The organism is Paraburkholderia elongata, from assembly GCF_013177735.1.
Classification (GTDB): domain Bacteria; phylum Pseudomonadota; class Gammaproteobacteria; order Burkholderiales; family Burkholderiaceae; genus Paraburkholderia; species Paraburkholderia elongata.
Genome location: NZ_WOEZ01000108.1, coordinates 17,369 through 32,915, shown reverse-complemented (window position 1 = coordinate 32,915; position 15,547 = coordinate 17,369). Strand labels below are relative to the sequence as shown.

Genomic DNA, 15,547 nt, shown 5'->3' with positions numbered 1-15,547 from the left:
TTTCAAGCAATTTCGTCGTCGACCAAGCCATTCTTTGGTAGGTCGGCGCGCCAAACCGAAAGCGGTCGCGATGCCGGACGCCGCAGCGTCCCCGCTGTCAGCTCAAAACTCGTCTGCCGCGCAGACTGCTAGGGCGCGCGGCTCAACAAAGACTTGAGTCTATGTCATTTGTGGCGTGCAAAAAAAATCCCGGTTTGACGAGGCAGGGTACCTTTCCCGCCAGCCTGTTCACGCTTCGCCGTGAACAAATGCCGCTGCCCCGGTTGCGGGGGGGCAGACCCGTCTGTTTGGCCTATCTATAGTGGTGCCAACTCAAAACGCACACGACGGAGACAAACAGATGAGTATTCGACAGACCGGCGACACGGCGAAGCAGGCGGACTTCGTGCTAACTAACGCAAAGGTTTATACCGTCGATCAGAATAAACCATGGGCGCAGGCTGTCGCCGTGAAGGGCGATCGCATTGTGTTCGTCGGCGACGAGCGGACAATGCAGGAGTTCGTCGGTGACCGTACGAAGATCGTCGATGCCGGTGGCCGGCTCGTTCTACCGGGATTCGTCGAATCGCACTGGCATTTTGAATCGACGGCCGTCGCGTTTCAGGCTTTCGTCAACTACCCTGATCCGCAAGACGTGATCAACGCGCTACGCGATTATGTCGAGTCTCATCCGGAGGAAAAGGCGATTACGGGCATGGGATGGATTCAGGCAACGATTCCTCCCGAGTTGCTGCGTAAGGAAACGCTCGACGCGGTGTGCGCCGATCGTCCGATCTGCCTGCTGTCCACCGATTTTCATACGATGTGGACCAACTCGAAGGCCCTCGAGATAGGCGGCATCGATGCGACGACACCGCCAGTTCAGGAGGGCGCCAGCTGGTTCGAGAAAGACCCGGAAACCGGCGAGCCGACCGGCGTCGTGGTAGATGGCGCCGCTTACTCTATCCTTCTGAAGCGGATCGCCGAGGCAGGCTACCTGCCAAGCGGGATCGATCTCTACTTGCGGTCCATTTCCGTCTGGCAGGAGAAGCTGGTGGCGGCCGGCATCACAACCGTGTTCGACGCCGGCTTCCTGGATCCCAGTGGCGATCAGTCTCTCCTCTACGAAACCTTGCAAAGGATGGAGCGCGAACGCAACCTGAAGCTACGGGTGGTCGGCAGCGTCGCCGTTATCGGGGAGATGGAAGACCCGGTGGGCACGCTGATCGCGTATCGGCAAAAATACAATTCGCCGCTGGTGAAAGCGCGTGCGCTGAAGCTCTTTCTCGACGGGACTGAAACGAATCACACGGCCTATCTGCTCGCGCCCTACGCTGATTGCCCCGATACCTGTGGCGCGCCCACTATGCCGGTTGCAGACTTCAATCACTACCTTCGCGCCGCCGACGAGGCCGGTATCAACGTGATGGTGCATTGCGTCGGCGACGCCGCGGTACGCACGGCGCTCGACGGCTTCGAACAGGTGAACCGGTCGAATCCGCCGCGTGACCGGCGTCACGTCATCACGCATGCCTTCCTCACGCATCCCCAGGACATCCCGCGCTTCCGGACCTTGGGCGTCATGGCGAATACGCAACTGCAATGGGGTGTGGTCGACCTGTACACCGAGCGGATCCGTGACTGTTACGGCGCGGAGCGTTGGAGCAACATGTACAAGTTCCGCACGTTCATCGAAGAAGGCGTGACCGTTTCGATTGGCATGGATGGGCTTGCCTGCCAGTGCCGTTGCCAGCACCGGCCGCTCGAACACATCGAGTCAGGGCACACGCGGCAGCTGGCGGGCGAGCCTGACGCGCCGGTCTTTCCGGATATCAACGAGCGCTTGAGCATTCCACAGCTGATCAGCGCCTACACCATCCACGGTGCTTATCAGCTCGGGTTGGAGGCCGAGATCGGGTCGCTGACCGAAGGCAAGCGCGCGGACCTCGTCGTTCTCGAGGACAACCTGTTCGAGGTCGGCAAATACCAGATCGGCAATATCAACGTCGCCATGACGATGATGAACGGCGACGTGACCTACGTGCAGGCTGGGTTTGCCGAACAGGCGGGCGTTAGCGCATCCGCTCACTCATTGGCGTGAATGCGGCATGTCCCCCTTGCGGGAGGGCAGACCGCGGCATTTTCTCCAGATACAGTTTTCGCAACGGATCGGCATCGTTCGCGATAGACCGAAAAAATAAATCCATGTTGAGACCGAAAATGACCACGTTAATGACGAAAAGGGCGAGAAAGTTGAAGACGATGTGTGCGGCGCTGGCGCTCAGTGGCGTAGTGAGCCTGGGCACGCCGTCGGCGCATGCGGAAGACCAGGTCGTCAATGTTTATAACTGGGGTAATTCGATCGGTAAGGACACGGTCGCCAACTTCGAGAAGGCAACCGGAATCAAGGTCGTCTATCAGGAGTTCGATTCGAACGAGACGTTGCAGGCAAAACTGCTGTCGGGCTCGTCAGGATACGACGTGGTGGTGCCGTCGGATATCTTCTGGGCGCGTCAGCTCCAGGCCGGCATTTTCCAGAAAATCGATGCCACCAAGATGGCGAACTATTCAAAGCTCGATCCGCAAATCCTCAAGCTTCTCGCGGCCGACGATCCCGGCAATCACTCTGGTGTTCCGTGGTCCTGGGGAACCGACGGCCTGGGCATCAACGTGGAGAAGGTCAAGGCCGCGCTCGGCAACGATGCGCCGCTCAACAGTTGGTCGCTGCTTTTCGATCCGCGTAACGCGCAAAAACTCAAAAGCTGCGGTATTTCGATGATCGATTCGCCGGTCGACGCGTTTGGCATCGCGCTGCTCTATCTGAAGAAAGATCCCAACAGCAACAATCCGGCCGACTATCAGCAGGCGTATGAGCTGCTCAAGACCATCAGGCCGTACATCACCCAGTTCAATTCGAACAGCTATATCAACGACCTCGCAGGCGCGGACATCTGCCTCGCGTTCGGTTGGTCGGGCGACGTGAACTCGGCGCGCCTGGCAGCTGAAGGCGCCCATAAGCCGTATCACGTCAAGTACGTGATTCCCGACGGCGGCACCGCGATCTGGTTCGACATGATGGCGATTCCCAAGGATGCTCCGCACCCGGAAGCGGCGCTGAAATGGATCAACTTTGTGCTCTCCGAAAAGGAAAGCGCCAATCTGACCAACGACACATCGTATCCGTCCGCGGTCCCTTCATCGCAGCATCTGGTCAATCCCAACGTGCTTGCCGATCCCGCGGTTTTTCCGCCGCCCGAGGTGTATCGCCATCTGATCGTGGGAAAGCCAATGCCCGCGGAACTTATGCGCCTTCAGAACCGGCTCTGGGCCAAGTTCAAAACGGACTGACGCCCGGCTGACGCCGGCCTGTTTTGCATGATCCGAGCGCCCGCCTGCTGAGGCGGGCTGGGTAATCTCGTCCCTATCAATCACCACTATGAAACGCAAGAACATTGCCGCGCTGTGTTTGCTGGCCTTTGAGACAGCAGCGGCGTTTGCTCAGGACCCGCAGAAGTCCATGCCGGACGCAAATCGGCTTTAGGCTCTGCAAGCGCAGGTGAGCGCACTGCAGGCGCAAGTTGACGCGCTGCGTGCGAGCATCACCACGTCGGCGGCACCGCTGGCGACATCGTTGGCAACCGCGCCATCGGCCGCCGTATCGGGTAGTCAGGCGGTTGGCCCCGATGCACCTGCCGTGTTGTCCAATGACGAGGTGACCCGGATGCGTGAGCAGATCACCAATACGTCGCTCAAGGTCGATTCGCTCGAAGACGCCGCGACTACGGGGCCGCTCGCGGGCCTCAGCATCACCGGCTATATCGACCCCGTCTATCTGTACAACCGGGCGCAGCGTTCGTCGAGTTTCATGTTCCTGAATCACGATCCGGGCGTGTACGACTATTACAACAGCACGATCGGCGACATCTATCTCGACATCAAAAAGACGTTCGGCGTCGGTCCGCTGGCGCCGGCTGCGGAGATCGTCATCCAGCCCAATCGCGGGTTCGGCGCGCAACTGAGCAATGAACACGGCGTGGTTGGCGGCAACATTGTGACGCAGGCCAATGTGACCGTCCCGTTCAGCTCCACCAAAACATTCGAGGTCGGCCTGATGACAAGTCTCGCCGGCTACGAACTCCAGCCATCGAACCAGATGCTCGCGCTCACGCACGGCTTGCTGTATGACTTCAGTGAGCCGGGCAATATGGTCGGCATCGGCTTGAAGGGCTCGGACGCGACTGCCACCCGTTTCTGGCAGGTGATGCTCGGCAACGAACAGTTGCGAACGTCGGGAGCGATCGTCAACGCCGCGAACAATACGACAAAGAGCAACTGGACGCCTACGTTGACGGCCCGCTTCGATAACGCCACGTCGACGGCGCTGGATGTCGGCGTGTCTGGCACGATCGGCAGACAGTCGCTTTTTTCGCAGTGTTCGGAACCGGGCGGCTATGGCTATCAGTGCAATGCCTCGTCGCCGTTCGGCATGGTCCGTTATCTGGAAACCGACCTGACTTATACGAAAGACAAATTGCAGCTGAACGCCCAGCTCGACTACGGCGAATTGCAGAAGGGTGCATGGAACGGCGGCACGGCGCGTTGGTATGGCCTGTCCTTGCTCGGGCATCAAAAATGGACGTCCGCATGGTTCGGGCACATGGGTGCGACGCTGCGCTTCGACTATCTGAACGATACGGCCAATGGGGGAGGGGGCAGCAACATTCTCTATGGCCTTACCAGCGGCAATCCTGCCGTCAACGGTACGAGCGGCTTCGGGGTCGATCCGGGCTGCCTGAAACAATCGGTGAGTCATGGAAGTGAGTGCAAGGGCGCGGCTCGCTATGACATCACCGCCGATATGCTGTTCTATCCGACCGCGCAGATTATCGTGAAACTGGAATACCGTCATGACGCTGCGAGTCATCCGGTGTTTCAGACCAGCGACGGAAGTTATTCGCGGAGCAACGACACGGCTGCACTGCAATTCGTCTACACGTTCTAGCCGTGGCGCATTCGTCCCTGGCCGGTAAACCGATCAGCAAGGAGTCCTAGCATTGAAAATTCATTCCTTCGTCACCGATACGCAGAATCCGCAGCGCCGGGGATGGCAGATAGGGGAACGATGGGCCGAGGAAATCAGGCACACCGTGTCGCTCTATCTCGACTTTTTTCCTCGCGTCGGGATCGACTCTCAGCAGGTTCGCGCGCTCGGTGAAGCAGCATTGGGCGCTCTGGAAGCCTGGTCTCCCGATCTGGCAAGCGAAGTGGCGGCGACGGCGGTCGGCGCGCAACTTCCCGTCTGGCAACTTGCGAGTCTCAATGCGCGCACCGAGATTCTCGCGACGATGCCAGCCTCCAACGAGGGAGAGTGCTCGACCGCCGTCTATGCGCCCGCCGGTGCACGCAAACCCCTAACGATGCAAACCTGGGATTGGCACGACAGCCTCGCGCCGCACGGCCTGATGCTCCGGTTGACGGCCCGCTTGGGTCATACCGTCAAGCTGTTTACTGAGTTCGGCATGCTGGGGAAGATCGGCGTGAACAGCGCCGGATTGGGACTCCACTTCAATATTCTTCATCATGAAAGCGATCATGCGGCAGCAGGAGTTCCTGTTCACGCGATTGCTCGCCGTTTGCTGGAGGAGGCCACCAGTGTGGACGAAGCGGTCGCGCTTGCACGTTCGGCGCGCGTCAGTGCGTCCACGGTCCTGACGGTCGTCTCGTGCAAGGATTCCGATCCGCGCGCGGCGAGTATCGAACTCAGTCCGGCAGGTACCGCCGTGGTCGTGCCGCGAGAAGACGGCTGGCTTCTGCATACCAACCACTTTCTCGATCGGGAACTCAGCAAGGGCGAATGCATGGAGGAGAGTTCGACGACGCGCCTTCGCCTCGAGCACCTGCAACAGGTCGCCTCTCGCATGGTCTGCGAAGACTTGCGAGCCCGTGCGGCTGCAATGTGCGGCGTGGAGGGAGGTGCTGCGCCCGTCTGCTTTTACCCGGACCTGACGCAACCGGATACGGAACGCTGGGAAACCTTGCTCACCGTGGGCATCGACACCGAAAACGGCACGCTGGAGTATGTGGCCGGCAACCCGGATGCCCTTTCCAGAAACGGGTTTATGCGCTTTTAGTGGCCCTCGGATCGCGAAACACGCTTTTGCATCGACGATGGCATTTTCATGACGGGCTCGCCTCCCGGGCGAGCCTATCCGCAGCGAAGTCAATCCCCGACTCAGGCGTCCCCAATTCCGGGCGCGACTGCGGCAGAATAATCGGCCCGACCCGATTAAAATCAAATTATTCCATTCGCATACTATGACGGAAAGGCCGGGCAAGTTTGCACTGTTCATGCAAAGACCCCGGTACTATATGGTTCAGCGGGAATCGACCCAATCGGCCCTGGAGCCAGTGTGAGAAAAGCCGGCGTGTAAGCCGGTGCGAGGCGCGCTATATATTCCACGTAGAGAGCATGAACAATTTTATTCGCCCCCCTGTTTTCTATCCGGCGTCTGTCGTTTTCGTGGACGACAACGAGAGTTACCTTGACGCATTGCGTCGATTCTTTCCGGATATTTCCACCAATCTGTTTTTCACGCGGCCTCAAACCGCACTCGCTTTCATCCGCAAACATGCCCGCGAGAATTCGCTGGCGTTTGCGCCGGCGTCGGCCGGTTTGAGCGAGACCGGCCTGGAGCGGTTTGTCGAAAGCTCGGCGGAGCGGGACATACTGGCCCGGGATTCGAGATTTGCGGAGGTGGCTGCGGTTGTCGTCGATTACGACATGCCCGGGCTGAACGGCGTCGAATTCCTTTCGTCCATATCCAATTTGCGTTGCGCGAAGGTGCTCCTGACCGGCGTTGCGGATGAGACCGTCGCGGTCAAGGCCTTCAATGCCGGAATCGTCGATCTGTATCTGAGAAAGACGGATGCCGATTCAGCCAACCGACTGGTCCATTTTCTGAAAGACGCCAGAAACAGGCATTGTTCGGAGGCAGGCTGGTTGGGCCTGGGCGAAAACGGCATAACCTATTGCGATCCTCGCACGAGGAAGGTCATCGACAAGGTGGTTGCCGCTGAAGGCATCGTCGAGTACTACTGGCGTCCGGAGCAGAACGCCATCCTGATGTTCGACCGCGCGGGCAACCCGAGCGTTTTCCTTGCCTGGGCCGAGAACGACTGGATCTCGCAGGCGGAGATCGTGGCGGATGAGAGCGGGCCGGCGGATCTGTTGAGGCGAATGGCGGTACGCGAATCGATGCCCGTTTTCTGGCCGCACCTGGCGTTTCGTCCCGATGCGAACTTCAGGACGGTAACGCCGCAAACAATCCCTGACTGGGACGACGCTTTCTATGGCTGGACCAGAATCGATCCGGCCGACGTGGGATTGAGCACGCTGACATTTTCGCGATGGCGAACTGAGCGGAATCAGCAAGCCCACACGTGAGGGATCCGGCGAGCAGTGACGAGAGTGTTGCGGCCGTCCGTAAGGACGCGCTCGACCTCGGCGTTCAGTCATAGGTTCCGACTGCCAATTCCAGATCTGTGTTTTAGACGAGCACGACACACTTCCCAACGGCCTCGTTGCGCTCCATCAGTTCGTGGGCGATTGGAACTTCGGAAAAGCCGAATACGTGCGCTGGTTTGCCTCGATATAGGCCGCTCGCCTCGGAATCCACGATCTGTTGCATGGGCACATCGGATAGTGGAAAGTCGGGGGTCCCGAAGTTGAAGCTCCCGAAAAAGCTCAAATGAACCCCGCTCGGCATCTGACTGAGCGGATCGAAGCCGGCTAGTGGCGCGAGCCCTCCCAGAAATCCCGCCAGGCATACGCGCCCCCCACGACGTGTGGCGCGCATTGAGTCGAGAACGGTGCTGTTTCCGATGAGGTCAAGCACCGCGTCGACTTTGCCGCCCGGCCAGCCTGGCGCCGTGCCTAACGTGCATGACTCATCCGCGGTCGTCACGACATGCGCGGCCCCTAACGAACGCAGCAAAACTTCTCCCGCTGGTCGACGGGTGGTTGCAATCACCTCCACGCCGAGTTGGCGGCCGATATCGATGGCGGCCTGCCCGAGGCTCGAAGTCCCCCCACGCACGACAAGCCGCTGCCCAGCCTTTACTTCCAGGTTTCTGTGAAGACAGGTCCACGCGACTGCATAAGCTTCCGGCAGGGCGGCGAGATGTTCCCAGTCGAGGTCGCTTTCAACGGCCACGACATTAGTGGCGGGGACAACGACATATTCCGCATAGCTGCCGTCGATCGTTCGCCCCATGCCGCCCATCAGCGCCACAACCGTCTGACCCTCGCGCAGGATTCCGGTCGCATCCTGCACTGCGGACCCAACACATTCGATGCCGCTTACTTCCGCTACATCTCCCCATAACCCGCGCCGCATATAGAGTTCGGCCCGGTTCAGGCCAAATGCCCGAACGCGAATCAGCACACAACCCGGTTTGACGGCCGGCAGCGGTCTGTCGGCGATGCCGAGTACTTCAGGACCACCAAACTGCTTCCTCACGATTGCTTTCATGTCGATCTCCTCACGTGGAGACTGAATGGTAGGATCGGCATTCGTCGAAATAAATTACTATGTTTCGACAAAGACTGAAAGTCATTTCTACAATGAACGAGCCAACGTTATTGCAGCTGCAATGTTTTGAGGCGCTGGTTGCCGAAGGCAGCTTTGCCGCGGCCGCAGTTCGTTTGAACCGGACGCATCCAACGGTGCATGCGGCCGTGAGGGCGCTTGAAGCTCAAGTGGGCATGGTCCTGCTCGACCGGGCGGGGTACCGTGTGTCGCTCACGTCGGAAGGCGCGGCGTATCACGCGCGGGTCGCGCAGTTTCTTCGCCACTATGAAAATCTTCAGCGAGAAGCGGCCCAGTTCGCGGCCGGGCAGGAGGCAGAGTTACGCGTCGTCGTGGGTGACCTGTGCCCGTTGCCGGAAACACTGGGCACGCTTAGACGGTTCTTTGAGGCGAGTAGCGGTACGCGCCTTACGCTGCTGTTCGAGGCGATTAGCGGCCCTTGGGAACGGCTGAAAAATGGCGATTGTGATCTGATCTTCCATCACCTCGACAAACCGTCGCCGGCGATCGAAACCGTCGAACTCTTCGAGGTCAAGCTCGTGCCGGTCGCCGCACCGGGGTTTCTCAAGCAGTCCCTCGATGAACCGCTCGCGCCTGATGACTTGAGGCCCTACGTTCAGTGCATCATTCGCGACACAAGCAAACAGCCATCGGACGCCAATTATTATCTGATCGAAGGCGCGCCGACCTGTACCGTGCCCGACCAGTTGATGAAACGTGAGCTGATCGTGCAAGGACTTGCGTGGGGCCATATGCCCTATCATCTTGTCGCTCGCGACCTCGAGGAACATCGTCTGGTGTCGCTGGAGGGGCGGCACCTGCACGGCGCTACGCTTAAGCACTACGCGGCGCGGCTTCGAGATGCCACACACGGTCCCGTTGCACAGCGTCTCTGGATTCAGTTGCTGGAGCAGGGCACACGTTGAGCGCGTGTTTGCTATCGCGGGGACGTGGGCATCAGAACCGGCTGGAAGTCAGTTGGTCGACGTCGTTGATGGAATCGGCTTAGTTGAAAGGCTTCGATCAGCCCGCACCGTCTCGCCTCCCTTCACCTGCTCCCGTCAGCATCAAAATGTAGGTGATCGTCGACACAACGATAACGCACACGCCGGCGAGGACCTTCGCCTGGTTGAACTCGACGAGGCCAAATACGCAAATAGCGATGCCGAAAGCCGCCATCAAAGTACCGACGGCCGCAAGCGCGACCCGCACTTTGTTCCCCGTCGTTTCCTCCGGATTTTCACTCGCTTCCACCTGATCAGGTTTCATGTGGGATTCCTACGCGACACGAGCGCGTGGCCTCCAGCTATCAATCACCGGCGGGGGAGATTCTTCAGGCAATCTGGCGCCCCTGCGTACCGGTACATTCATTGTAGAAAGCCTGGTTTACACATCAATACGCGTTGCGCCTACCTGGAACTGGTGTGCCGGTTTTCTACGTGAAACCGTTTTCAGCGGAGCGGGTGTCATGGATCCGATTCGGCGATGTCGCCGGTCAGTTGCCACATCGGCGAACGGCCGGATGATGAGTCAGGACTGGATGCCGGCGACGGCCGCCTTCTCGGTCGTCGCTAGCTCGAAACAGAATGCCGTGCCCGTTTCCGCGCGCTCGAGCAGACGTATCTGGCTGTGATGCAATTGCAGCATGCGCTGCACGATCAGCAGTCCGAGTCCGCCCCCGCGATGCGCGCCGCCTGAGCTGAACGGACGTTCGAACAGCCCCTCGCGCTGCTCCGCTGGAATGCCGGGACCGGTATCGCTGACCGTGACCGATACCTTGCCGTCCTTGTGCGCGAGATCGACGTCGATCGATCCTCCGGCGGGTGTGTGGCGAATCGCGTTGTCGAGCAGGTTCGTCAGCACGCGCTCGATCATCGCCAGATCGGCGTGGACGGCCGGGAGGCGATGGGGGAAGTCAGCGCGCAACTGGATGTGCCGCGCTTCCGCAGGCAACTCGAATTTCTGGAAGACGTCCTGGACCAGATCGACCAGCGAGAATGGCTCGAGCGCGGGTTGCACGTTGCCGTGTTCGAGCCGGGCCAGTTCAAATAGCGCCTGCGCGAGCCGCCCGACCTTGACGCTCTGGGCAAGCGCGATCGCAAGATAGCGTTTGCGCTCCGTTTCGCCCAGCGTGTCGGCTTTCAGCGACAGCGTCTCGAGGTAGCCGTGCAGCGAGGTTAGCGGTGTACGCAGGTCGTGCGAAATATTGGCGATCAGCTCGCGCCGCTGCTGATCCTGGCGCGTCAGCGCACGCCACTGGTCGCCGATGCGTTTGGCCATTTGCGCAAATGTCGCTTCGAGGACGGCGATTTCGTCGCGCTGTCCAGCAGGCGCGGAGCGTGGTACCGCCGGCTGGTTAGCGGGTTCGCCGTCGGCATCGAAGCGGCGCATGGCGTCGGTGAGGCGCCGCAACGGTCGCGTGATCAGGCCGAACGCCGTCAAACCCGCGAGCAATCCCAGCAGCGCGACCAGCGCCATTGACCAGAGCGTAGTGCGCAGCACCGAACTGGCGGCCACACGCGCGGCGAGCGCGTCGTGTTCCTCGCCGAGCAGGACGACGTAGATATAGCCGGATGGCGGTTGTCCGCTTAATTGCAGCGGCGCGGCACTAAACACTTTTTTCCCGTCGACGCTGCGCGGGTCGTCGCCGAGGATCGGCAAAGCATCGCCGGCGATGAATTGCCGGATCGGCGCGAGATCCACCTGCGCGCGCTTGACGTGGCCCGCGGGGGCGTCGTCGCCCTTGATACGTCCCTGGTTGTCGAGCAGGTACACCTCGACGCTCGGATTCACCCTCATTAACTGGCCGAACAGTTGGCGCACCGCGTCGGGCCGCAAACCGTTCGCGTCCATCAGCGTGGTGCGATGCGCGATATGGTCGGCGAGATCCTTCGACAGGCTCTGCACGACCTCCTTTTCGTGCAGGTCGTTCGAGCGGATCTGCAGCCACGCCGACGCGCCGCAGCACGCCAGCAGCAGCACGGAGAAGACGAGCGAGAGCCGCTGGGTCAGTGTCAGATTCACGGCGCGTCCTGATCTGCGCCGGCGGGCGCGTCGCCAGGCATGCCTGACATGCCTGGCATGGCCAGCTTGTAGCCGCGCCCCCAGACGGTCAGGATGCGCTCGGGCTGGGCGGGATCGGTCTCGATCTTCGCGCGCAGCCGGTTGATGTGGGTATTGACGGTGTGCTCGTAGCCCTCGTGCCGATAGCCCCACACCGCATTGAGCAGGTCCATCCGCGAGAACACTTTGCCAGGATGCTGCGCGAAGAAATACAGCAGGTCGAATTCACGTGGCGTCAGTTCGATGGGCTTGCCGTCGACTGTCGCCTCGCGCGTCAGCGGATCGATCGTCAGCCCGGCGAACTGCAGACTGCCCGCGTCGATACGCGAGTCTTTCGCCATGGCTTCGACGCGCCGCAGCAAAGCTTTGACGCGCGCAACCAATTCGAGCACCGAAAACGGCTTGGCGAGGTAGTCGTCGGCGCCGAGTTCGAGGCCGAGGATCCGGTGCACTTCGCTCGAACGCGCGCTGGTGATGATGATCGGCGTATAGCGCGTCATCGCGCGGGCGCGCCGGCAGATTTCCAGACCGTCGACGCCGGGCAGCATCAGGTCGAGGATCAGCGCGTCCCAACCGCCTTGCTCCAGCAGGCGCAGCCCTTCGTTGCCGTCGGCGCTGTGCACGACTTCGTAACGCTCGTCGCGCAGATGAAGGCTGAGCACGTTGGCGATGTCGACGTCGTCTTCAACGATCAGGATGCGCTTCGGATGGTCCATGGAGGGATTTAGACGCGGGTCAGGGCGTGGTTCAGAACGGTAGAAAAAGGCTCCCGCAAAAATCGGGCCGTTGCGCCATTGTGCAAAATTTCCGGGCGGCGAGTTATCACATTTAATTTAACTTTTCGTGAGGACTTCGACATCCCCCACGCCCTAGCATGTGGGCACTTTCCGCTGATCCGTACCGTACCCAACCGCGTACCGACCCTAACCGACTGACAACCACGCCCGGAACCGACATGCTACTTATCGTTCTCGCCTATCTTGGCGGCGCTCTGACGATCCTCAGTCCGTGCATCCTGCCGGTGCTGCCGTTTGTCTTCGCGCGCGCCGATCAGCCTTTCGCGCGCAGCGGGCTGCCCTTGCTCGCCGGCATGGCGCTGACGTTCGCCCTCGTCGCGACCCTCGCCGCAGTGGGCGGCGGCTGGGTCACGCAGGCTAACCAGTATGGCCGCTGGCTCGCGATTGCCTTGCTCGCCGTCTTCGGACTGACGCTGTTGCTGCCGCGTTTCGCGGATCATCTGATGCGCCCCCTGGTGAGCGCCGGCAATCGCCTGTCGAATTTTGCGCAGGGCGACGGTCAACAGGTTCGCGCAGGATCGTCCTTTCTGCTGGGCATCGCGACCGGCTTGCTGTGGGCACCGTGCGCCGGTCCGATTCTCGGCCTGGTGCTGACCGGCGCGGCATTGCGGGGCGCAAGCGTCGGCACCACGCTGTTGCTGGTGGCTTATGCGGCCGGCGCCGCGACTTCGCTGGCGGTGGCGCTGCTGATTGGCGGCCGGGTGTTCACGGCGATGAAGCGCTCTCTCGGCGCGGGCGAATGGATCCGCCGCGGGATCGGCGCGGCGATGCTAGGCGGCGTGGTGGCGATTGCGCTCGGGCTCGACACCGGCGTACTGGCGCGTGTATCGACCATCGCCACCGGTGGCATCGAACAGAAACTGGTCGACACGCTTTCGCCCGGTGCGACGCCGGGCAATCCGGGGGCGGCGGGTCATAAGACCAACGCGCCGGCCGACGCATCGGCCAATGCATCGGGCAACGACGCCGTGATGACGGCCAACTCTGCCGCCAATGCAAGCGACTCCGTCGACTCCGGCGCGATGACGCGTGCCTCGCAAGGCGCACCAGGCGGCGCGGCTGCGTTGCCCGTCGAAGGCGTGCTGCCGACCTTGAACGGCGCCGTCCAGTGGCTGAATTCACCGCCGCTGACGGTTCAGGACCTGCGCGGCAAAGTCGTGTTAGTCGATTTCTGGACGTACTCGTGCATCAACTGCCTGCGTTCGCTGCCGTATGTGAAAGCGTGGGCGCAGAAATATAAGGACCAGGGGCTCGTCGTGATCGGCGTGCATGCACCGGAATTCGCGTTCGAACGCAATATCGACAATGTGAAGAAGGCCGTCCACGATCTCGGCGTCGACTATCCCGTCGCGATCGACAACAACTACGCGATCTGGCGGGCGCTGAACAATCAGTACTGGCCGGCACATTATTTCGTCGATGCCAAAGGGCAGATTCGCTATCACCATTTCGGCGAAGGCGACTATGCGGAATCGGAAAAGGTGATTCAGGCGCTGCTGATCGAGGCAGGGCATGCGAACGTGTCGAAGGTCGCAGTCGGAATTGCCAGCACAAGCGCGCAAGGCGTGCAGGCAGCGGCCGACAACGCCGACATGCAGTCGCCGGAAACCTATATTGGATATCAACGTGCCGAGAATTTCGCGTCGCCCGGCGGCGAAACGCCGGACAAGGTTCACACCTACGCGGCGCCGTCACAGCTCGCGGTCAACGATTGGGGGCTGGCCGGCGCGTGGAAAGTGGACGCCGAACACGCGACCCTCATGGCGGCGTCCGGACGCATTGTCTATCGCTTCCATGCACGCGATCTGCATCTGGTGCTCGGTCCGGACAAGGACGGCAAGCCCGTTCGCTTCCGCGTGAGCGTGGATGGCGCCGCTCCGGGCGCCGCGCATGGCACAGACGTTGCTGCCGATGGCACCGGCACCGTCAACGGCCAGCGTCTGTACCAGCTCGTGCGGCAATCCGGCGATGTTACGGATCACACGTTTTCGATCGAATTTCTGGATCCGGGCGTGCAAGCGTATGCCTTTACATTCGGCTAATCTGAGGTGAACGGCGTGAATCAATCACGCCAACCCCAGAGGTCCCGAAATGGATCGTCAGCAAAAGCTTGCAATCGTCCGCCGAGCGTTTGCCAGGCAGCTCATGGCTTCAGCCGGCATTGCAAATCCGGCCGTTGAGGCGGCATTCGCTGCTGTCGAACGGGAACGCTATCTTGGTCCCGGGCCGTGGCCAATCTTGCGTTCCATCGGCTACATCCCCACGCCTGACGCCGACCCCGTCCATCTCTATGCCGATGTTTTGATTGGCATCATTCCGGAACGTGGCCTTAACAACGGCATGCCGTCCTACCATGTGCCGCTTCTCGCATGCGCCGATATTCGAGCCGGCGAGCACGTGGTTCATATCGGAGCGGGTGTCGGTTACTACACGGCCATCATGAGCTATCTCGTGGGTCCTGCTGGCAGGATCACGGCCATCGAGTTCGATGCCGGCTTGGCCGGGCGCGCGGCGACAAATTTATCGGATGCGAGGAACGTTCAGGTTCTTCAGGGCGACGGGTTCTCGATGTCCTTTGATCCGGCTGACGTGATCTATGTGAACGCGGGCGTAACCCATCCCGCCGACATCTGGCTCGATCGCTTGAACGACGGTGGCAGGTTGATTCTCCCCCTCACGGCGGAGAGGACCTGGCTTCCTGGTGGCGCGACCCCGATTTCCCCATACGGGGTGGTATTTCGAATTGAACGCGATGGCGATGAATATTTCGCCGCCTGGATCTCCGCGGTCGGCCTCTACCCGTGTGAAGGAGGGCGCGATGACGCGTCGGAAGCCGCGCTTGACGCCGCCTTTCAAAAGGGCGGCTGGCGTGCCGTGACACGCTTGTACCGCACCGGTGATCTGCCGGATGACCGATGCTGGTTGCGTGGAGCTCAGTGGGCCCTGGCCTACGACTGATCGCCTTATAGTCGTGACCTATCGACGACATTGCAATAATCGCCTTCTGTTGACGCTCACTCGCACCTATATTTTGAGTTGCAGTAGCTTGGCCGACGCGAGCCAACCTCGCCCAGCGCACACCACGACACCCGTCATCGGACGAAGAGCATGCGCGTCGGG

11 protein-coding genes and 1 pseudogene are annotated in these 15,547 nt (G+C 60.8%); 8 read left to right on the top strand and 4 right to left on the bottom strand.

Annotated elements, in window-relative coordinates; all coding sequences use genetic code 11:
• Nucleotides 1–340 precede the first annotated feature (340 nt).
• The 5 genes and pseudogenes from GNZ13_RS20590 to GNZ13_RS20570 all read left to right on the top strand — a co-directional run bounded on the left by GNZ13_RS20590 (nucleotide 341) and on the right by GNZ13_RS20570 (nucleotide 7,423).
• Nucleotides 341–2,080, top strand: a complete 1,740-nt coding sequence (locus GNZ13_RS20590; protein WP_172167620.1) for an amidohydrolase — start codon at nucleotides 341–343, stop codon at nucleotides 2,078–2,080.
• A gap of 161 nt (nucleotides 2,081–2,241) precedes the next feature.
• Entirely contained in the window at nucleotides 2,242–3,327 is a 1,086-nt protein-coding gene (locus tag GNZ13_RS20585) for a polyamine ABC transporter substrate-binding protein (protein ID WP_236002099.1), read from the top strand.
• Between the two features lie 88 nt (nucleotides 3,328–3,415).
• A pseudogene (locus tag GNZ13_RS20580) lies at nucleotides 3,416–4,981 on the top strand (DUF3138 family protein).
• A gap of 52 nt (nucleotides 4,982–5,033) precedes the next feature.
• Entirely contained in the window at nucleotides 5,034–6,110 is a 1,077-nt protein-coding gene (locus GNZ13_RS20575; protein ID WP_172167619.1) for a C45 family autoproteolytic acyltransferase/hydolase, read from the top strand.
• Nucleotides 6,111–6,448: 338 nt separating this feature from the next.
• Nucleotides 6,449–7,423 carry a response regulator gene (locus GNZ13_RS20570; RefSeq protein ID WP_172167618.1) on the top strand — a complete coding sequence of 325 codons (975 nt, stop codon included), beginning with the start codon at nucleotides 6,449–6,451 and terminating at the stop codon, nucleotides 7,421–7,423.
• Nucleotides 7,424–7,526: 103 nt separating this feature from the next.
• Here GNZ13_RS20570 and GNZ13_RS20565 read toward each other — a convergent pair whose 3' ends face one another.
• Nucleotides 7,527–8,510 carry a zinc-binding dehydrogenase gene (locus tag GNZ13_RS20565; RefSeq protein WP_172167617.1) on the bottom strand — a complete coding sequence of 328 codons (984 nt, stop codon included), beginning with the start codon at nucleotides 8,508–8,510 and terminating at the stop codon, nucleotides 7,527–7,529.
• A gap of 110 nt (nucleotides 8,511–8,620) precedes the next feature.
• On the opposite strand from GNZ13_RS20565, the gene GNZ13_RS20560 reads away from it, so the two are divergent.
• The gene (locus tag GNZ13_RS20560) at nucleotides 8,621–9,493 is read left to right on the top strand and encodes a LysR family transcriptional regulator (RefSeq protein WP_328807261.1); all 873 of its coding nucleotides are present in this window, start codon (nucleotides 8,621–8,623) and stop codon (nucleotides 9,491–9,493) included.
• Nucleotides 9,494–9,590: 97 nt separating this feature from the next.
• On the opposite strand, the gene GNZ13_RS20555 is transcribed toward GNZ13_RS20560, so the two are convergent.
• The 3 genes from GNZ13_RS20555 to GNZ13_RS20545 form a co-directional block, all read right to left on the bottom strand.
• Nucleotides 9,591–9,836: a hypothetical protein gene (locus GNZ13_RS20555; protein WP_172167615.1), complete on the bottom strand. Its 246-nt coding sequence runs from the start codon at nucleotides 9,834–9,836 to the stop codon at nucleotides 9,591–9,593.
• A gap of 261 nt (nucleotides 9,837–10,097) precedes the next feature.
• Entirely contained in the window at nucleotides 10,098–11,591 is a 1,494-nt protein-coding gene (locus tag GNZ13_RS20550) for a HAMP domain-containing sensor histidine kinase (protein ID WP_172167614.1), read from the bottom strand.
• The gene (locus GNZ13_RS20545; RefSeq protein ID WP_172167613.1) at nucleotides 11,588–12,346 is read right to left on the bottom strand and encodes a response regulator transcription factor; all 759 of its coding nucleotides are present in this window, start codon (nucleotides 12,344–12,346) and stop codon (nucleotides 11,588–11,590) included. The genes GNZ13_RS20550 and GNZ13_RS20545 overlap by 4 nt, the downstream gene beginning before the upstream one ends.
• A 239-nt stretch (nucleotides 12,347–12,585) precedes the next feature.
• On the opposite strand from GNZ13_RS20545, the gene GNZ13_RS20540 reads away from it, so the two are divergent.
• Both GNZ13_RS20540 and GNZ13_RS20535 read left to right on the top strand, forming a co-directional pair.
• Nucleotides 12,586–14,469: a cytochrome c biogenesis protein DipZ gene (locus tag GNZ13_RS20540; RefSeq protein ID WP_172167612.1), complete on the top strand. Its 1,884-nt coding sequence runs from the start codon at nucleotides 12,586–12,588 to the stop codon at nucleotides 14,467–14,469.
• 49 nt (nucleotides 14,470–14,518) lie between these two features.
• The gene (locus GNZ13_RS20535; protein ID WP_172167611.1) at nucleotides 14,519–15,385 is read left to right on the top strand and encodes a protein-L-isoaspartate O-methyltransferase family protein; all 867 of its coding nucleotides are present in this window, start codon (nucleotides 14,519–14,521) and stop codon (nucleotides 15,383–15,385) included.
• Nucleotides 15,386–15,547: the final 162 nt, after the last annotated feature.